Source organism: Microbacterium istanbulense, from assembly GCF_037204145.1.
Taxonomy (GTDB): domain Bacteria; phylum Actinomycetota; class Actinomycetes; order Actinomycetales; family Microbacteriaceae; genus Microbacterium; species Microbacterium istanbulense.
Genome location: NZ_JBBDGN010000002.1, coordinates 116164 through 135740, shown reverse-complemented (window position 1 = coordinate 135740; position 19577 = coordinate 116164). Strand labels below are relative to the sequence as shown.

Sequence of the window (19577 nt, the reverse complement as noted above, 5' to 3'; positions counted from 1 at the left end):
ACGTCGAGCAGCCGACCACCGGCAGCATCCGCCGCCCGAAGACCACCGGGCTCGCCAAGGGGCCCGACGCTCCCGGCGTGGCCAAGGTCGACCCGATCCTCGTCGTCGACGGCGTGGAGCGACACTTCGGCGGTCTGACCGCCGTGAACGTCGACCACCTCGAGATCCCGCGCGGTGCGATCACGGCCCTGATCGGCCCCAACGGTGCCGGCAAGACGACGCTGTTCAACCTGCTCTGCGGCTTCGACAGGCCCAACAGCGGACAGTGGTCGTTCGACGGCACCAACCTCAGCGGCATCCCGTCGTTCAAGGTCGCCCGCATGGGTCAGGTGCGCACCTTCCAGCTGACCAAGTCGCTGTCGCTGCTGACGGTGCTCGAGAACATGAAGCTCGGCGCCCCGGATCAGCGCGGCGAGAGCTTCTGGTCGAGCCTGTTCCCGTTCCTCTGGCGCAGCCAGGATCAGGAGATCGAGGCGAAGGCGAAGGAGCTGCTGAAGCGGTTCAAGCTCGACGCCAAGGAGCAGGACTTCGCCGCGGCGCTGTCCGGCGGTCAGCGCAAGCTGCTCGAGATGGCGCGGGCGCTGATGAGCGACCCGACGCTGGTGATGCTCGACGAGCCGATGGCCGGTGTGAACCCGGCGCTGACGCAGTCGCTGCTCGACCACATCCTGGATCTGAAGGAACTGGGCATGACGGTGCTGTTCGTCGAGCACGACATGCACATGGTGCGTCACATCGCCGACTGGGTGGTGGTGATGGCCGAGGGCAAGGTCGTCGCCGAGGGACCGCCCGAGACCGTGATGGAAGACCCCGCCGTGGTGGATGCCTACCTGGGCGCCCACCAGGACGTCGACCTGGGTGCGGTCACCGGACGCATCTCGCTGCCCGACACCGGAGCGGTGAAGGTCGCGCGAGCGGAGCGCGAGCAGATCGAGGCCGAGGCCGACGCCGAGGTCGCGACCGAAGAAGTGCAGGACGAGGAGGACAAGCGATGACGGATGCGGCATCCACCCCCGCCGCCGGGAACGACGGCGAGATCGTCGTCGAGCTGAAGGACGTGCACGCCGGGTATCTGCCGGGTGTGAACATCCTCAACGGCGCGAACCTCATCGCCCGCAAGGGCGAGCTGATCGGCATCATCGGCCCCAACGGCGCCGGCAAGTCGACGCTGCTCAAGTCGATCTTCGGCATGGTGAACGTGCGCGAGGGAGACATCACGCTCAACGGTGCGAGCATCGTCGGCCTCAAGGCCGACAAGCTCGTGGCGCGCGGTGTCGGCTTCGTGCCGCAGACGAACAACGTCTTCCCCTCGCTGACGATCGCCGAGAACCTGCAGATGGGGCTGTACCAGAACCCCAAGGTGTACAACGAGCGGCTCGAGTTCGTCACGAGCATCTTCGCCGAGCTCGGCAAGCGGCTCCCGCAGCGCGCCGGGTCGCTGTCGGGTGGTGAACGACAGATGGTCGCGATGTCGCGCGCACTGATGATGGATCCGTCGGTGCTGCTGCTCGACGAGCCGTCGGCTGGTCTGAGCCCGGTGCGCCAGGATGACGCGTTCATCCGCGTCTCCGACATCAACCGGGCCGGGGTCACGACCATCATGGTCGAGCAGAACGCCCGCCGGTGCCTGCAGATCGCCGACCGCGGCTACGTGCTCGATCAGGGCCGCGATGCCTACGAGGGCCCGGGCCGCGACCTGCTGAACGACCCGAAGGTGATCGGGCTGTACCTCGGCACGCTCGGCACCGACGCCGCCTGACGCGTCTGCAGAAGCCCCCTGGCGCCCTACCGGCCCAGGGGGCTTCTGCGTGCCCGCCGCTGGGCCCCTGTCCTTCGTCTCGTCGCTACGCTCCTCGCTCAGGAACCACACTCTGGGTCCCTGTCCTTCGTCTCGTCGCTACGCTCCTCGCTCAGGAACCGCACGCTGGCTCCCTGAGCTTGTCGAAGGGCCCCACCCGGTCCCTGAGCGAGCGCAGCGAGACGAAGGGCCGCCATGCTGGGTCCCTGAGCTTGTCGAAGGGCCCTGACGCTTCGACAGGCTCAGCGACCCACAGCAAGCTTCACGGCCCTCAGGAGACACAAGAGAAGGGCCCCGGATGCCGAAGCATCCGGGGCCCTTCCGTGATTCAGATCAGATCAGTTCTGACGCTCGATGGTGTTGTCGGCGCCGTACTTGTAGATGCCGATCGTGGCACCCTGCGGGTCACCGTTCTCGTCGAACGTGACGTCGCCGGAGTAGCCGTTGTAGTCGGCCTGGCCACCATCGTTGATGATCTTCGCGCACTCTTCGAAGCTGGTGCACGCGGTGCCACCGTCGGTGCCACCGGAGACTTCCTGCATCTTCGCGGCGATGTCCGCACCCTCGGTCGAGCCGGCCTCGAGGGCAGCAAGGGCGACGAGCACGACAGCGTCGTACGCCTCACCGGCGTAGGTGAAGTCCTTCACCTCGTCGTTGCCCGCCGCGGTCCAGGACGCCTGCAGGCGCTCGGTGAAGTCGTCGGCCAGCGCGGGGCCGGCCTTCGTGCCCTGAGCACCCTCGAGCGAAACGGGGATGTCCGTGCCGTAGTCCGAGAGGTTTCCGTCGACCATGTAGAACTTGTCGGCCGAGATGCCGGCGTTCACCAGCAACGGGGCGATGGTCTTGAACTGCTCGAACGAGACGATCGCGACGGCGTCCGGGTTGGCGGCCTTGATGGTCTCCACCTGGGCGTCGAACTGCGCGTCACCGACGTTGAAGGACGCCTCTGCGACGACCTCACCACCGGTGCCCTCGAAGGTCTCCTTGATCGCCGCGTCGAGGCCGGTGCCGTACGCGTCGTTCTGGTAGATGATGCCGAGCGTCTTCGCGCCGTCCTCGGCGATGAGGTTGCCGAGCACCTCACCCTGCAGCAGGTCGCTGGGGGCGGTGCGGAAGTACAGGCCCTCGTCCTCCCACGCCGTGAAGTCCGGCGAGGTGTTCGAGGCGGAGATCTGCAGGATGCCTGCGCTGACGTTTCCGTCGAGGATCAGCTTGGAGACACCGGATGCGGCAGCGCCGACGATCGCGGTGACGCCAGCGCCCTGCAGCTTGGTGATCGAGGTCTCGTAGGCCTTGGTGTCGGTGTCACCCTCGTCTTCGGCGGTGAGCTCGATCTGGATGCCGGCGTCTGCCGCATTGATCTCTTCGACGGCGAGGCCGACGCCGGACTCCATGGGCGGGCCGAGGAACGCCAGGCTGCCGGTCTGGGGCAGCAGCGATCCGAGCTTCAGGGTGAGGTCGGCGGCGGGCTTTTCGCCACCGTCGGAGGTGTCGCCGCTCGGCGTGCTGCTGCAGCCGGCGATCACCAGTGCGGATGCGCTGACAAGCGCGGCCGCGGCGAAGATCCGCGTCTTGCGCGAGCCCTTCAAAGCGTTCATGTTGCTCCCTTGCGTTGATGAACGTGGTCGTACCACAGTCGGGTGTCTCCACCCTAAAGGCGACGCTGTGCCATGGCACCCGAGATTCTGTCTCGGTACCCTAACGATCCCGGTGCGGCAGGCTTTTCGGCGTCAGACGAGCTCCGCCAGGCGGGGCCTGCGCCCGCGGCGACCGGCAACGACGAGGTCGATGATGAACACGGCGATCGCGACCCAGACGATCCCGAAACCGATCCACCGCTCGGGCGGCATCGGTTCGCCGCGCACGCCGGCCCCGATGATGAACTGCATCACCGGCGTGATGAATTGCAAGATGCCCACCGCGGCCAGGCTGATGCGCCGCGTTCCGGCGGCGAAGCAGAGCAGCGGCACGGCGGTCGCGACCCCGGCGAACGACAGCAGCACCGCGTGCCAGACACCCTCGGTGCCGAAGGTGATCCCGGTGGTCTGCGCCACGAGCACCAGCTGCACGACAGCCAAGGGAATGAGCCAGAACGACTCCAGGGTGAGACCGCTGACGGCATCCACCGCGGGCCCGATCTTCTTCTTCACGAGTCCGTACACGCCGAACGAGGCGGTCAGCGACAGCGCGATCCACGGCACCGAGCCGTAGGCGACGATGATGACGACCACGGCGAGCGCGGCGATGCCGATGGCCGCCCACTGCAGCGGCCGGATCCGCTCGCCCAGCACGAAGACGCCGAGCAGCACCGTCATGATCGGGTTGATGAAGTAGCCGAGGCTGGTCTCGACGATGTGCCCGTCGAGGGTGGCGAGCACGAAGACCTGCCAGTTGACGTAGATGAGGACGCCGGCCAGCGCGGTCCAGCCGAGTAGCCGCGGCTGCCGGATGATGGCGACGAAGCCCCGCCAGCCACGCACGACCGTCAGCAGCAGCAGACAGAAGACAAACGAGAGCAGCACACGCCAGGCCACGACCTCCCAGGGGCCGGTCGGCCACAGCAGCAGAAAGTACAGCGGCAGCACGCCCCAGAGCAGATAGGCCGCGACCGTGTAGGCGATGCCGCTCGCTGCCACGCTGCGTTCCGGGCGCGGAAGGGTACGGTCATCAAGGCTCACCGCACCACACTATGCCCCCCGGCGACGACCCGGCCTGACACCTGATTTCCCGCTGCACGAGACCGGATGCCGACTATTTGGGCTGGGCGCCAGATGGGGTACCGCGGGCGTCGCCGACGTCCTACAGTGTGAGTGTCCATTGCTGGGAACTGGGGATATTGGCGGAAGCCGATGAGCGAGTCGGAGTTCGTACTCGCGATAGACGCAGGGACGCATCGCCTCACGGCGGTGACAGCCTGTGCTGCGCCGAGTAGAAGAATCGAAGTCGCGTCGTTCGCTGTGGGAGGCGGGCGCGACAGCACCGCTGTGCTTGCGGTCGTGACCGCAGACGGCGATCTGCTGTTCGGCGACGAGGCGGTACAGACCGCCGCCCTGCACCCCGAGCGCGCCGTGCGCGAGGTCGTGAGCCGCATCGGTGACGACGTGCCACTCATCGCCGGCGGCTACGCCGTTCTGCCCGAGCAGGTGCTCGCTCGCCTGGTGCTGTGGGTGGCCGCGGCCGCTGCCGCGCACCATGGTGCCCGCCCCGCGGCGATTGCCCTGGCACATCCCGCCGACTGGCAGGCGTACCGCGTCGAACTGGTCACGCGCGCGCTGCGAGACGTCGACCTCGAGGTCACACTGGTGCCCAGCCCCGTGGCCGCGGCGCACGGGCAGCTGGATGCTGACGCCGCCCCCGCGCGCGGCCTGCGCGCGGTGTTCGACCTGGGCGGCAGCACGTGCACGGCGACCATCGTGCGCACGGGCTCCGCTGGCGTGCGGCAGATCGCTCCGGCCGTGGTCATCGAGGGCACCGGCGGCGGCGCCTACGACGACGCGCTCCTCGCGCACGCGCTGGCCATGACGGGGATCGACGGGATCGCCGCGGCATCCACCCCCGACGGTCGCGACATGCTCATCGCCGCACGAGCGTCGGCGGTCGCGGCCAAAGAGTCGCTGTCCTTCGACGGCGATGCCGAGATGATCGTGCCCCTGGCTGAGCGTCCGGCTCGGGTGCGGATCACCCGATCTGAGTTCGAGAACATGATCGGCGACGACCTCGACACCGCCGTCGAGGCACTCGACGCCGCCCTCGACGCGGCAGAGCTCTCCGCGCAGGACCTCACCGAGGTGGTACTCGTCGGCGGCTCCTCCCGCATCCCGCTGGCGGTGCAGCGCCTGTCCGGTCGCTTCGACGTGTCGCTCGCAGCGACGCCCGATCCTGCCTCGGCAATCGCGTGCGGCGCGGCCAGGCAGACGTGGGCCGCGTGGGAAGCGCGCAGACCAGTGCCGCCGCCAGCACCGGATGCCGAGCAGAGCGTCGAGGATGAGCGGCAACCCCGCGCCGGGCTCTTCGGCGCGCTCCGCGGCCGAGCCACGAAGATCGCCACGCCCGCGGCATCCGCGGCAGCCCTCACCGTGACCGCGGTGCTCGTCGGGGGCGGGATCATCCTGGGCACGACCGCCCCGGCCGGAGACCGTTCGGACGCCGCCGACGCGGAGAACCTCATGGAGGCCGGTGTCGGCGGTGACCTCTTCGCCGGGGCCCGGCACCACGGTGACTTCAGCGTGGTGGGCGGAACCGTCGACGAACCCGTCTCTGATGCACTCACCGACGGACTCGGTGACGCGCTCGGCCTGGACACCTCAGACGTCGCGGTGAGCGAACCTCGCAGTCGTACCCCGCAAGCACCCGGCGACCCCAGCTCACCGCCGAAGGCGAGCCCGAAACCGGCAACATCAACCGATAGCGGATCCTCCAGCGCGGGTACGGGCGGTTCGCCCTCGTCATCGGGCGGCACCGGCGGCACCGATTACGCACCGACCGACCCTGCGCCGACCGACCCTGCTCCGTCGGAGCCGGGCCCCACTGACCCTTCCCCGTCTGACCCTGCCCCCTCGGATCCGGCACCGTCCGACCCCTCCCCCTCTGACCCCGCGCCCTCTGAGCCGGCGCCGTCAGATCCGGCACCGTCCGATCCGTCTCCGACGGATCCTGGCCCTGCCGACCCCGCGCCGACGGATCCGAGTTCACCTCCGGTGGACCCCCAACCACCTGAGCCGGATCCGTCGCCGCCGGCGGCGCAGGACCCCACCTCGCCGTCGGCGGATCCCTCCTCTCCATCGGCTCCGTGACCCGCAGACCTCCTCCCCAACATGTCTGCCATCGCCGATCCGATCGCACCGCCCCACTCGGGCGGTGCCGGTTCCGCCTGGGAACGCCGCATCCGTCCTGCTGTCGACGCGATCCGCGATCCCTCGCCCCGCGCCCTGCTCGTCGGCAACGCGCGTTCGGGCAAATCCACCGCGCTACGCCATCTGCGGGGCCTGCTCGATCAGGCACCGCGGCAGAGTGTGCTGCTGCAGGGCACCTCCCCGCAGATCACGCAGGTGCCGGCCGATCATGTGCTGCTGGTCGATGACCTGCACCTGCTCGATGATCGGGCGCTGACCGACCTGCACGAACGGGCCGACGACCCGACCACGTCGCTCATCGTGACGAGCCGTCCGTGGCCCAGCCCTGATACCGCCCGACGCATCACCCGACTGCTCGAGGTGCGCCTGCCCGCCGTCGTCCTGGGGCATGTCAGTCGGTCGGATCTCATCGACTCGGCCGAGGAGCAGGGCATCCTGCTGTCACCGGCCTGTGCCGCCCACATTCTCGACATCACTCGTGGGGTGGCCTGGCTCGTGTGGGAAGCCCTCCGCGCCCACGACGTGCGCGACTGCGCCGACGACGCGTCCCACCGCGAACTGGGGCGGGCGTTGCACGAGCAGATCGCCCACCGGCTCGACACGATCGATCCGGAGCTGCGCGCGACGATCGAAGACCTGTGCATCTCTCCCGCCACGACGCCGCACGACGACGCCGAGACCTGGGCATTGCACGGCTATGCCGAGGGTCTGCTGCAGCGCAACGGCCAGCCGGTGCCGCTGGTGCGCACGGCCGTGCGCGCCACCATTCCCCCGCATCGGCTGATCGATCTGTACGCCCGGCACCCCGAAGAGCTGGCGCGTGAGCTCACCGCCGGTGCCTCCGCCGACGGTGAGCTGTCAGACCTCGTCGCCGATCCCCGCATCGGCGCCGCCATGGTGCAGCATGCGGATCGCCTGCTCCCGGCGGCTCCGGCACGCGCGGCCGAACTCTATCGGGGTGCCGTCGCGTGCGGAGCAGACGCCGGTCGCGTCGCAGTGCGGCGAGCGCAGGCCGCCTGGGCGAGTGGCGATGTGGATGCCGCGGCGCAGATCGTCGACGACCCGAACACCTCACCCGCGGATGACTCCTCGGCGCTCGCCGACGTCACCGCGGCGGTGTGGGCTGCGCGCGGCATGATGGCGCAGGCGGATGCGGTCTACCGGGCCGCCGCACCGAGCGACCCCATCAGCGCGACGCACGCCATGATCGCGGGCTTCGCCGTCGGATCGCGCGACGCGCTCGAGATCGCGCCGACGGCGGATGTCCCCTCTGCCGTCGGCGTCGCGATGGAGCTACTGCGGCACGGACTGCGCACCTCGGCGCAGAGCACGGCCGACGAGACAGCCCTCGCGGATCTCGTGCGGGCGGCCGAGATGTACACGACGTCGAAGTCGACCGGGCCGATCTGTGAGCTGCCTGCCGTGATCGCGACGGTCGTGGCGCTGAACCTCGGCGCACTCTCCACCGCCTGGGGCATCATCGACGACGCTCTGCGCCACGATCACGGCGGACCGTGGGCCCGCCCGCGCCTGCTGCTGTGGCGTGCCTGGATCGCCGTGCAACGCGGGCATCCGACCGAAGCCGCAGAATCTCTGCAGCGCGCGCACACGCTGGGTGGATCGCCCTCGCCGCGTGATGCGCTGCTCGCCCAGGCGGTGCGGGTGGCCACCGCACGCAGGTACGACGACGTGTCGGGGCTTGAGGAGGCGTGGCGGCAGGCCCGATCGAGCATCCTGCGCGCGGATGTCGACCTGTACCTGCTGCATCCGCTCACCGAGCTGATCTGCGCGGCCGCACGCGTCGGTGACACCGCGCGGGTGCAAGCACAGTTCACGCATGCGCTGCGTCTGACCTCCACGCTCGGTGACCCGCCGCTGTGGACGGCGCACCTGCACTGGGCAGGGATCCAGGAGGGCATTCTGCTGAGCAGCCCCGCGACCTTGGCCCCGCACGCGAAGGCGCTCGTCTCCGCCGCCGGGCGCAGCCGCGTCGCCGGGGTGATGGCGAAGGCGGGCCGGGTGTGGACGTCGGTGCTCGCCGGCGTCGTCGATGCGGATGCCGTCGAGGCCGCCGCAGAGGGACTGGCCTCCATCGGCATGCGCTGGGACGCGGCGCGCCTCGCCGGACACGGCGCCGCACGCACCGAGGACCGCAAGGTCAGCGCGCGCCTGCTCTCCTGCGCACGGGAGTTGCATCCGGCCGACGGCGCCCGGCGTCACCTGGCCAGCGCTAATGACACCGCCTCCACCCCGAGCGCAGCGTCGACCGAAGAAGCGCTCAGCGAGCGCGAACTCGAGGTGGCGCGGCTGGTGATCCAGGGCAAGACCTACGCAGAGATCGGCGAGACGATCTTCATCTCGCCGCGCACCGCCGAACATCACATCGCCCACATCCGACGGCGCCTGGGTGCGACGTCCCGTTCTGAGCTGCTGGCCCGCCTGCGCGTGCTGCTCGACGGTGACGCCAACGCCAGGGGGGATCAGGACTCACCCCCATAGAACCGTGGGGGACTATCGGGGAAATCCCCGATGTCCACCCGCGTAGACCGGCCTAGCATCGTGAGCACGATCCCGGGTCGCGTGGGACGAGGAACCGGGATCGGGCAAACGAACGTGACCAGTCACGAAGTGTCTAAGGGGGCCACTGATGACTTCACCGGTAGAGACGATCGCCGACGCGTTGATCGCTTTCATCCTCAGCCTGTTGCGTGATCCGGATGCCGCTGACGGCTTCTCGGCCTCCCCGCAGGCGATGCTCGCCGGAAGCGGGCTCGCTGGCGTGTGCGCCGCGGATGTCGCGGCCGTCAAGCCGGTGATCGTGGATCACCCGACGGTGATCCGGCACGAGCATCCGTCATCGCCGCCACCGCCGCCCGGCGGCCCCAGCGGCCCCGGCGACAACAACGGCGCCGTGCAGGAAATCGTGCGGATGATTCAGCAGTTCACCACGATCGACGCCCGCTCGACGATCGTCGACCAGTCGGTGAACCAGAACATCTGGACCGAGGGCGGCGACGTCACCCAGCTGTTCGATCAGGAGGCGGTTGTGGCCTCCGGCGACAACTCGGTGGCCGCTGGTGACGACGCCACGATCGTCGACTCCGATGTGGATGTCACGATGGGCGACGTCTCGGTGGGGAACGAGACCTACGACGGCAGCTTCAACAACACCGGCAGCGAACCGCCGGCAGACGGCGAGGCCGACCCGGCAGACGTCGACACGGCCGTCGGGACGGACGGGGTGGTCGACGAGGCTGTCGACACCACGGTGGATGCGGTGACCGAGGCGACCGACCCCGCACCCGCCCCCGCGCCGGAGCCGGCGCCGCTGCCGGCCGACGTGCCGGAGCCCGCCGACGTGCTCGAGAGCGACATGACCTCCACCGACGACACGTACGACGCGGATGCGGCAAGCACCGCCGCGCAGTCCGACACGGTCGTGGAGGATCCGATCGAGGATGACTGACACCGCCGGACCGACGAACAGGCGGGAGGCCCCGGAACGACCGACCTTGGTCAGTCCGAACGAGGCCCCCGTCCTGGTCAAGCTCACCCCACCGTTCTCGGTGCGGGTGAGCCAGTTCCTGTGGGTGCTGAGCTTCGCGGTCGGGGCGTTCACGATCGTGTATTTCTTCGTGATCCGCACCGATCTGCTGCCCCTCATCGCCGACGTCGCAAGGACGGTCACCGAGGGCCGCAGCGACGAGACCTACGACGCGGCTGCCGACATCATCTACTGGACGGTGTTCGCCTTCATGGTGGCCACCCTGTTCACCCAGATCACCCTGCTGGTGTCGTTCATGGGGCGGCGCCCGCAGATCCGCTGGTGGCAGCTGGTGACCCTTGCGGTGCAGGTGATGGTGCTCGTGCTCTCACCCGAGTGGGTGGCGCTCGGCTCGCAGGGCGCGCCGTTGCCGACGCTTCTCGCGGCGCAGGCTGCGCTTGTCCTGCTCGCCCTGCTGTTCAGCATCCTGCCCGCCGCCATGCGCTGGTCGGCTCGCCGGCATGACATCCGGCGCGGGCCGGAGGGGCCGAACGGCGGCGACTTCTGAGGCGATCGCCGAGAGGCTGCGCACCACGGCGAGACACACGGTGGCCTCGGCTCGCGTCGCGATCGGCGATTCGGCCCGTGCGCGCCAGCGGTCGATCTCGGCGAGGGCGTGCCGTCCGATCGTCTCGTCGTCGACGTCGGGCGAGAGCCCGAGACGGGTCGCCGATGTGGTGCCATCGGCGCCGAGGATGCGGGCTGCATCGGCGGAGTCGTCGGGCGGCAGCGGCAGCCCATGGGCGCGAGAGATCGCCAACAGCGACAGTTCGCGCAGGGTGTGTGCGGATGCCGTGAAGCGTTCGATCCCCGCCCGGACCCGCTCATCTCCTGGGCGGGGGCTGCGCCGCACGAGCGCCTCGAGCTGCAGCACCACGCCGCGCGCCTTGAGCGTCTCGGCCCGAGGCTGGAACTGCGTCTGCACGAACTCCTGCACCTCGATCAGCCCGCTCTGCTGCACCATCAGCGTGGACAGCTCAGACGAGCTCTCCACGCCACCGCGGATGATCGCGGTCGCCAGCCGCACCCCGAAGATGCCGAACCGCGCGATGAGCTCCTGCCGCACCGCCACGCTGAGCCCGGTGGCATCCGATTCGCGGGTGAACCGGTCGGCCGAGACGAGCAGCCGTTCCCGGTCGGCGCGGTCCAGCCCCGCGAGTTCACGGAACGCGATGTATTCGCTCTCGCGCAGGGTGCGGGCACCCTCGGCGAGCAGACCTGCCACGGGGATCACTCCGAGCGCCAGTGTGGCGAGGTCGCCGTCATGCTCGTATCGCAGGGCGACCCGGCGCGCGGAGAGCAGCGAGTCGATGCGCCCCGAGCCCACTTCATCGGAGCGGGAGAGCACAGCGAGAGCGCACACGCTCTGCGCGGCGCCTGCCGCGGTGTCGCGAAACGCCTCGAGGAACTTCATGTCGGAGCCGTGCAGATGCCGCAGCAGGTAGATGACCGCATCCGCCGAGGAGGGTTCCTCCTTCGGCGTGAGAAAGCGGGCCGTGGTCGCTGAGGTGTCGGCCGAGAGCGAGGCGATGCCGGGGGTGTCGATGAGGATCTGCGCGCGCAGCGCGGCCAGTGGCCAGCCCACGTCGATCCATTCGATCTCGTCTGCGGTGCGCCCCGCCAGGTCGAACACGAGCAGGCCACGGTCGCGGCGGATCGGCATCCGTTCGGTCTTGCCCGAGCGCAGATGCATCGTGATGCTCGGTGTCTGCGAGTACCGGTACCAGGTGACGATGCGGGTGCACTCCCCCGTGTCGGTGGCGGCGATGCGCTCGCCGAGCAGCGCATTCAACAGTGTCGACTTGCCGGCCTTGACCATGCCGGCCACGGCCAGGCGCAGCGGCTCGTGCAGACGCACCTCGAGCTGGTCGATCAGCGCGAGTGCCTCACGGTCGCCCTCGTATACCGCGCGGGACGTTCGCAGCAGCTCCTCGGTGTGCGCTGTGATCACCCCGGTCATGGCGTCACCGCTTTCGGGTGCGAGTGCTCGGCGGCGGACACCTCGAGGATGCCGGCGGCGGGGGCATCCGGAAGCGCAGGGATCGCGGCGCGCAGCTGCTCGAGTTGGGCGATGCGCGTCTGGAGCGACCCGACCCGCTCGTCGCGGTTCGCGGTGTAGGTGGTCGCGGCGAGCTTGGCGCTGGTGAGCGCCTCGGACAGCGACCGGTGCAGCTCTTCGGCCATGGCTCCGAAGTGGTCGCGGGCGGTGCGCTGCACCATCCGCAGCCGGTCTTTCAGCTGCTTGCCCACTTGGAAGGTGACCTCGTCGATGTGCCGGCGCACGATGATCTTGGCCTCTTGCTGGCGACGCGTGAGCCGATTGCTGAGGTCTTCGCGGTACGCGCGGCGGCCGACGAGCACGCCGGCGAGCAGCGAGAGCGGATTGATCAGCGACATCCCGATGAGACCGGTTGCAAGCCCCACCATCAGCACCCCGCCGTAGGAACCGCGCACGCCGATGTAGATCTTCTCGCCGGCGCTGAGCTGACCGGCATCCAGGTGCGCGATCTCGTCGACCGGGTCCAGCACGGCACGGGCGTCGCCGACGTCGACGGCGGGGAACTCCGCCTCTTCCTGGCTGAACAGTTCGGCGACTTCCTCGGAGAGCCACCGCGAGCGCTCATCCGTCCACACGAAGGTCTCGGTGATGGCCGCGGTAATGCGCTGATCGAGCCACTCGCGGATCTGATCCCAGATCGGGCCGGGATCGCCCTCCTCGATGCTGCGCTCGGCCTCGCGCTGCACCTTGCGCAGCCGGTCGCGCACGTCGTGCTCCATGTCGGCGACGAGGTCGGCGATGCCGTCGGTCAGGGTCACCTGCCAGCGGGCCGACCGCCCCCGGAATTCGTCGGCCTTGGCCTTGGCGTCTTCGAGCTCGGCGATCATGCGCGGAGTGTCCTCGGGGTTCAGCAGCGCGTTCAGCTCGGTCCGCAGCGACATACCCAGCTGGTCGACGACCGAGAGCAGATCGTGCACCGCGCTGCGTTCGTGGATCACCTCGGCGCGGCCGAGCACCTCGCGGCGCAGATGCGCGACCAGCGCGGGAAACCCGGACTCGCTGTTGAGGTCACGGTCCTGCGTCTCGGCAGCGAGCAGTCTGAGGTCGCTGGAGACGGCGAAGATGGGCACGTCGCCGGTTCCGGCGAGGTGCCCCCGGTCGATCTCTTCGATGCGCCGCCATTCGGGGTAGAGGTCGGTCTTGGCCAGCACGGCGGCGACGTTGGGCGATATGCGCATCGCATGGCGAAGGAACTGCACTTCGGGCTCGGTGTACTCCTGCGAGGCGTCCGAGACGAGCAGCACCGCGTGTGCCGAAGAGAGCGCGGCGAGGGTGGCCAGAGAGTTCGACGACTCGAGGCCGCCGACACCGGGAGAGTCGACGAGTTTCAGCCCGCCGCGCAGGATCTCGCGCGGCAGCATGACCTCGGCGGAGAGGATGCCGCGTTCATTGCCGGGGTTTCCGCGTTCGGACACGTAATCGGCGAGCTCCGCCACCGGGATCTCGCGACGTCGGGGTTCGGCATCCTCGCTCTCGGGCCGATCGATCACCCAGGCTGAGGGCTCGGCCGCGTACGACACGATCGTCGGCACACTGGTGGCGACGTCGTCGTCGACCGGGCAGGCCGGCGCGTTCACGAGCGCGTTGATGAGCTTGCTCTTGCCCTGCTTGAACTCGCCCACCACGATGACCCGCACCGCGGGATCTTCGAGCCGGTTGCGCGTCTGGGCGAGGCGGGCGGCGAGGTCGGTGCGCCCTGCAGACAGGGCGAGATCGCCGACGTCATGGACGACATCGACGATTCCGGATATCGGCGCGGTGCGATCTTCAGGCACGAGTCCCCCCTGTGCTGCGATCAGGTCTGAGCGGTGATCATCCTGGGAAGTCCGGGCTCATCGCATCTGCCCCCGGATCATCGGGCGCATCGAGGTCGCCCCAGAGCAGGTCGGTGTCGACGTCCCAGTCGGAGGCGCTGACGTTCTCGATCTCCTGTGTGAACACGTCGGCGTCGAAGGCGTCCCATGCGTCGGCGGCGTCGAACGAGTCATCCGAGCCCTCGCTGCCCGGCTGATGGGCCTCTGGATCGGTGTACATGACTCACCTCATCTCGCCGTGCTTCCGGAGTGTAGTGGTGTGCCCGGCCACCCGAAAGGGGTGGCCGGGCCGGTATGTCAGACGAGATCGATCACCAGTCGAAGTCGTCGTTGACGGAGGCGTCGGGGCTCAGTACGTTGGACTCCTCGATCTCGACCTCCGTGTTGATCGAGTTGTCGGTCCACGAGTCGTCGGTCATCGAGTTGTCCTGGAACGAGTCGTTGACCGACCAGTTGTCGGAGAAGTCGTCGTTGAAGGAGTCCGTCGCGGTGTGGTTGCCGATCGCGACGTCGCCCACCGAGATGTCGGTGTCGATGTTGTTGATCGTCAGGTCGCCGCCTGCGGCGTTGGAGCCGTCGCCCGAAGAGATGACGCTGCTCTGGCCGAAGTACTGGCCCACGTTGCCGCCCGAGGCGTCACCACCCGTGGCACCTGCACCACCACCGGTTCCGCCGTTGGCCGATCCGCCGCCGGCTCCCGACATCGCGTTGCCGCCGGAACCACCGTCGCCGCTGGCTGCGCCGGTCCCACTGCCGCCGTTGCCACCGTCGCCGCCGGATCCGAGAACGCCCGTCCCACCGTCGCCACCGTCACCGCCGGTTCCCGAGCCCCCCGCACCGCTGGTGCCGCCGGAGCCGCCACCGGCACCGGACAGGGCCGGTCCGCCCAGGCCGCCGCCGGCGCTGCCGCCGACCGCGAAGGCCGCGCCGCCGCTGCCCGAGGAGGTGGAGATGTTCTGGTTCACCGACTGGTCGTTGACCGTCGAGCGCGCATCGATGTCGATGTCGATGTCGGTGCCCCCGCCGTGGCCATGACCGCCGCCGCCCATGAGGCTGGCCGCGCCGCCACCGCCGATGCCGAGGTTGAAGTCCTCGAATCCGCCGCTGTTGTACTGGCGCACACCGGCGTTGATGGAGTGGTCGTTCAGCGTGGTGTTACCCGAGTCGTGCACCGAGTTGTCGTTGTACGAGTCGTTGACGGAGTGATCCGAGTTGTCGGAGTTGTCCGAGTTGTCGGAGTTATCGGAGTTGTCGTTGAACGAGTCTTCGAGCTTGACGTCGAGGTCGACATCGGTGTCGACGCTGTTGTCACTGTTGTCCGAGTTGTCGCTGTTGTCGGAGTTGTCCGAGTTGTCGGAGTTGTCCGTCCAGGAGTTGTCCGAGTTGTCGTTCAACGAGTCCTCGACGTCCAGATTCCACTGGGCTCCGAGGAGATTGACGTTGTCTTCTGCAGCCATGATCGATTCCCCTTGTTCGTCAGAGTGCCATTCGGCCTTGATGAGAGTCTGCGCCGGCGGGGGCGCAGCGACATCGGGGGCGACCCCGAGGCTTGTGGGGGCGCTACCGGGGGTCACCGGGGGCTGCACGGGGACGAATAGGGGATGCCGCGGAACGACGAAGGGGGCCCGGATGCCGCAGCATCCGAGCCCCCTTCATGAAGTTCGTCGCGATCAGCGAACGACGACCGCCAGCACGTCGCGGGCGGAAAGGACGAGGAACTCGTCCGCACCGAACTTGACCTCGGTGCCGCCGTACTTGCTGTAGAGCACGCGGTCGCCCACGGCGACATCGAGCGGAACGCGGTTGCCGTTGTCATCGATGCGGCCGGGGCCCACGGCCACGACCTCGCCCTCCTGGGGCTTCTCCTTGGCGGTGTCGGGGATGACCAGACCGCTGGCGGTGGTCTGCTCGGCCTCGACCTGCTTGATGACGATGCGGTCCTCGAGCGGCTTGATGGAAACCGACACGGTGTACCTCTTTCTTGACGGAGATCAGAAGACTCAATTAGCACTCTCGTACCGAGGTTGCTAATGATCAGTCTAGGCGCAGGGCTGGCACTCATGCAATGCGAGTGCCAGCCACCCTAGGCTAGAGGCGTGGAGATGTCCGAGCTGACTGCCCTGCTGACCCGCGAGGGACTGACCCTGCTCGATGAACTCGGCCCGGTCACCTCGGCCGCCGAGGTCGCCCGCGCGGTCTCTCGCCTGCGCGCGGCGGGACACTCCCCCGACCTTGTCTCCGCCGTGGTCGGGCAGGCCCGGTTGCGCGTGAAGGCGCAACCGAAATTCGGCGAGTTCGCCGAGCGGATGTTGTTCACCCGCGCCGGTCTCGAACAGGCGACCCGCCTGCCGATCGCCACGCTGCACGCCGTGCGCCTGCGCCAAGCCGGCATCACGGCGGTCGCCGACCTCGGTTGCGGGATCGGCGGCGACAGTCTGGCGTTCGCCGGTGCCGGCATCCGTGTCGACGCGGTGGATGCCGACGAGGTCACCGCGGCGATCGCCGCCTACAACCTGTCGGTGTTCGGTGATGAGGCGCGGGTGCGGCAGGCGTTCGCCGAAGAGGCCCTCCCCGATGACCCGGCCGTCGCGGTGTGGCTGGATCCGGCTCGCCGGACGGCGGGGCACAGTGAGACCCGCCGCGTCGCGGCATCCGACTACTCCCCCTCGCTCGATTGGGCCTTCGACGTCGCCGCCTCTCGCCCCACCGGCATCAAGCTCGGGCCCGGCCTCGATCGTGATCTCATCCCCGCTGACGTCGAGGCGCAGTGGGTGAGCGATGCCGGCAGCGTGGTCGAACTCGTGCTGTGGAGCGGTGCCCTCTCCCGCGAGGGCGTTCGGCGTGCGGCGCTGGTGGTTCGTGACGGCGAGGTGCATGAGCTCACAGCTCCGGCCGACGCCGACGATGTCGAGGTGCGTGAGCTGGGCGCCTTCGTGCATGAACCCGACGGCGCGGTCATCCGGGCGCGACTGATCGGTGAGGCGGCGCGGATGCTGGATGCCGGCATGCTCGACCCGCAGATCGCGTATCTCACCGGCGACGCCGCGCTCACGAGTCCGTTCGTGCAGTCCTTCCGCGTGCGCGAGGTGCTCTCCGCACATCCCAAGGCGATCAATCAGGCGCTACGCGCGAACGACATCGGACGGCTCGAGATCAAGAAACGTGGCATGGACATCGACCCGGCATCCTTCCGCCGCAAGCTCACGCTGAAGGGCTCGCAGGCGACGACGCTGATCCTCACCCGGACGCCGAGCGGCCGTGTCGCGATCCTCGCCGATCGGGTCTGATCAGTCCCACTTCTCCTTGTCGAAGGTGAGCGCGCACGTCTGCGTCGTGGAGTCGTCGGGGTCGCCCTCCGCGCACACCACCGGTTCCGGAATCTGCACGATCGTCAGCACGGGGCCGCGATTGTCGGTCATCCGCACCTGGTAGACCGTCTCGTCGATCATCAGCTCGAGCACATCACCCCCGGCCGGGTATCCGTCCGCGCAGTTCTCGTGCTTCTCGCCGTCCACGAACACGATGACGCAGTACTTCTCATCTTGGGTGACCCATACGGGTCGGTCGTCGTCGTAGCCGACGACGCTGAGCATCTCGCCGTTATGCCCCGCCTCGACGAGCTGGTCTGCCTCGGCGAGCTCGGCTTCGCTGAAGCCCTGCCGCCAGTCGTACATCAGGCCGTCACCGTCGGATTGTTGACGGTCGATCGCACCGAATGGCCGGCCGTTCAGATCGGTGCCCAGTGAGCCCCAGAGGTAGGTGTACGTGTCGTCCTCGACGAAGTCCAGTTGCGTGGTCAGTCCGGAACCGAAGTGATCGACCGCAGGGTCCAGGCACTGAAACGATGAACGTTCGGCTTGGGTAAGGATCACGCAGGAGTATTTGCCGTCATCTTGGGTGGCCTGCCACAGGCTCGCGTCGTATTTGCTCCCGACCAGACGCACAGAACCGGGGTCGTAGTCACCCTCGGCTTCGAGGTCGGCCCAGGTCTCGGACTGGGCAGCGGTCATCGCCGGCCCCGCCTCCGCCGCGCGAGCAGCTAGCAGCCAGCCGATGCCGCCACCGAGCACCAGGACGGCAACGGCGACGAGAGCCGGAATGAGATGGCGACGGATGCTCCGCGGCCGCTGTTCGGACGTCGGGCCGTGGCTCTCGGGCTCTGCCTCCTCACTCGGCAGCGCCGCTGCTGCTGCGGTCTCGGCGACGTCGGGGTCGGGCTGGGCATCCGCGTCGGCGGGCGCGGGGGAATCGGGCACCACCTGTTCGACAGCCGCAGAACGACCGCGGCTCTCGAGCTCGCGCAGTTCGTCAGCCTGCTCCTGCGTGAGCGCGCCGCCGCGACCATACGCCAGACGGCGCAGCTGCGCGAGTCGCGCCGCGTCTTCCGTGTCCAGCATCTTTGCTGCCCCCTTCAACCGCCCATCGTGCGCGGTTCAGTCCCCAGTTTGCCCGGTCTTGTCGTCAATCGACGTGCACCGCGTCGTGCTGCCATCCTGCGGCGCGCACTCACCCGTGCCGCCCTGCTTCGTCACCGTGAGGGCGGGGCCATGCGACTCTGACATACGGACGGAATAGAGACTGCCGCCGACGGCGAGTTCGAGCGCGGTGTCCGCCCCGTCACCGATCGACCCGCACTGCGTGAGCACCTCGCCGTTGATCACCACCGCCAGACATGTCTCGGCGCCGTAGGCGAGCCACACCGGCAGGTCGTCGTCATACCCGACCACCGACAGCGCCGAACCTTCGAACCCTTCGTCGACCAGCAGGTTCGCGGCGGCGAGCTCGTCTTCGGTGAACTGCGCCTGCCAATCCCTGTCGATCGACGATGAATCCTGTGACTGAATCAGGCCGACGTCGCGCCCCTGCAGATCCGTGGCCACCACTCCCCAGACCGAGCGGGTCCCTTCCGCCGTCACCAGCTCGAGCGAGGCGGCGAGCGGGCCGAGACCTGGCAGCTGCTCTGCGGGCTGGCACTGCGTGGTCTGCTGCGTGCCGGCGGCGAGCATGATGCAGCGCTGCTCGCCGGCGCTTGTCGTGGCGAGCCACAACGAGACACCGTCTTGCGCACCGAGATAGGTCACCGATCCGGGGTCGAATCCGCCCTCCGCCTCAAAGGTCGCGAGTGCCTCGGCTGCGGAATCCGTCAGGGGCGGCCGCGCATCGGCGCCGGGGGCGATCACCCACCCGATCCCGACCCCGATGAGAGCGACCACGGCGAGCGCGAGGACAAGCGTCGCGTATCGCTTCGCGCCGCGCGGGCGGGCGATCTCAGCGGGTTCTCCCTCGTGGGGCGGTGACTGGTGCCGCGGGGAGGCCGCGTCTGTCCGAGGCTCGCGGCGGGGTTCCGGCTCTGCCTGCGTGCCTTCTATCTGCTCGCCCGCAGGAACGCGGCGTCGCTGCTCGAGCTCCTGCAGTTCTGCTGCCTGGGCGGTTGTCAGCTGCCTTGTGCGCCCGTAGGCCACGCGCCGCAACTCGTCGAGCCGCGCTGACTCGGCAGCATCCAGCATCG

General features: G+C 68.8%; 15 protein-coding genes. 6 read left to right on the top strand and 9 right to left on the bottom strand.

Translation table 11 applies throughout. The features are described from left to right. Nucleotides 1–26 precede the first annotated feature (26 nt). Complete coding sequence (locus WDU93_RS03630) at nucleotides 27–995, top strand: ABC transporter ATP-binding protein (RefSeq protein WP_337318083.1); 969 nt, start codon at nucleotides 27–29, stop codon at nucleotides 993–995. Further along, nucleotides 992–1759 carry an ABC transporter ATP-binding protein gene (locus WDU93_RS03625; protein WP_337317618.1) on the top strand — a complete coding sequence of 256 codons (768 nt, stop codon included), beginning with the start codon at nucleotides 992–994 and terminating at the stop codon, nucleotides 1757–1759. The genes WDU93_RS03630 and WDU93_RS03625 overlap by 4 nt, the downstream gene beginning before the upstream one ends. Before the next feature lie 377 nt (nucleotides 1760–2136). On the opposite strand, the gene WDU93_RS03620 is transcribed toward WDU93_RS03625, so the two are convergent. Beyond that, nucleotides 2137–3396, bottom strand: a complete 1260-nt coding sequence (locus WDU93_RS03620) for an ABC transporter substrate-binding protein (protein ID WP_337317617.1) — start codon at nucleotides 3394–3396, stop codon at nucleotides 2137–2139. A 132-nt stretch (nucleotides 3397–3528) separates the two neighbouring features. Then, nucleotides 3529–4476: an EamA family transporter RarD gene (rarD, locus tag WDU93_RS03615; protein ID WP_337317615.1), complete on the bottom strand. Its 948-nt coding sequence runs from the start codon at nucleotides 4474–4476 to the stop codon at nucleotides 3529–3531. Between the two features lie 318 nt (nucleotides 4477–4794). Between rarD and WDU93_RS03610 the strand changes: the two genes are divergently transcribed. The 3 genes from WDU93_RS03610 (at nucleotide 4795) to WDU93_RS03600 (ending at nucleotide 10117) form a co-directional block, all read left to right on the top strand. Next, complete coding sequence (locus tag WDU93_RS03610; protein WP_337317612.1) at nucleotides 4795–6591, top strand: Hsp70 family protein; 1797 nt, start codon at nucleotides 4795–4797, stop codon at nucleotides 6589–6591. Between the two features lie 21 nt (nucleotides 6592–6612). Further along, complete coding sequence (locus WDU93_RS03605) at nucleotides 6613–9150, top strand: LuxR C-terminal-related transcriptional regulator (protein ID WP_337317609.1); 2538 nt, start codon at nucleotides 6613–6615, stop codon at nucleotides 9148–9150. A gap of 148 nt (nucleotides 9151–9298) precedes the next feature. Continuing rightward, complete coding sequence (locus tag WDU93_RS03600) at nucleotides 9299–10117, top strand: IniB N-terminal domain-containing protein (protein ID WP_337317606.1); 819 nt, start codon at nucleotides 9299–9301, stop codon at nucleotides 10115–10117. A 406-nt stretch (nucleotides 10118–10523) separates the two neighbouring features. On the opposite strand, the gene WDU93_RS03595 is transcribed toward WDU93_RS03600, so the two are convergent. From WDU93_RS03595 to groES, 5 genes are all read right to left on the bottom strand, one after another. Then, complete coding sequence (locus tag WDU93_RS03595; protein ID WP_337317603.1) at nucleotides 10524–12155, bottom strand: dynamin family protein; 1632 nt, start codon at nucleotides 12153–12155, stop codon at nucleotides 10524–10526. Then, nucleotides 12152–14029: a dynamin family protein gene (locus tag WDU93_RS03590; protein ID WP_337317602.1), complete on the bottom strand. Its 1878-nt coding sequence runs from the start codon at nucleotides 14027–14029 to the stop codon at nucleotides 12152–12154. The genes WDU93_RS03595 and WDU93_RS03590 overlap by 4 nt, the downstream gene beginning before the upstream one ends. Before the next feature lie 37 nt (nucleotides 14030–14066). Next, nucleotides 14067–14288 (bottom strand): hypothetical protein, encoded by a 222-nt coding sequence (locus tag WDU93_RS03585; RefSeq protein ID WP_337317599.1) that lies wholly within the window; start codon nucleotides 14286–14288, stop codon nucleotides 14067–14069. Nucleotides 14289–14379: 91 nt separating this feature from the next. After that, on the bottom strand, nucleotides 14380–15525 hold the full coding sequence (locus tag WDU93_RS03580; RefSeq protein WP_337317597.1) for a hypothetical protein: 1146 nt from the start codon (nucleotides 15523–15525) through the stop codon (nucleotides 14380–14382). 213 nt (nucleotides 15526–15738) lie between these two features. Then, a complete protein-coding gene (gene groES, locus WDU93_RS03575; RefSeq protein ID WP_017203655.1) occupies nucleotides 15739–16035 on the bottom strand; it encodes a co-chaperone GroES in 297 nt (98 codons plus the stop codon). 129 nt (nucleotides 16036–16164) lie between these two features. Here groES and WDU93_RS03570 point away from each other — a divergent pair, with 129 nt between their 5' ends. Further along, a complete protein-coding gene (locus WDU93_RS03570) occupies nucleotides 16165–17355 on the top strand; it encodes a class I SAM-dependent methyltransferase (RefSeq protein WP_337317558.1) in 1191 nt (396 codons plus the stop codon). Here the strand turns inward: WDU93_RS03570 and WDU93_RS03565 are convergent, their stop codons facing one another. Together WDU93_RS03565 and WDU93_RS03560 are read right to left on the bottom strand one after the other, a co-directional pair. Continuing rightward, nucleotides 17356–18465: a hypothetical protein gene (locus tag WDU93_RS03565; protein ID WP_337317556.1), complete on the bottom strand. Its 1110-nt coding sequence runs from the start codon at nucleotides 18463–18465 to the stop codon at nucleotides 17356–17358. A 36-nt stretch (nucleotides 18466–18501) separates the two neighbouring features. Next, complete coding sequence (locus WDU93_RS03560; protein WP_337317554.1) at nucleotides 18502–19575, bottom strand: hypothetical protein; 1074 nt, start codon at nucleotides 19573–19575, stop codon at nucleotides 18502–18504. Between the last annotated feature and the right edge of the window lie 2 nt (nucleotides 19576–19577).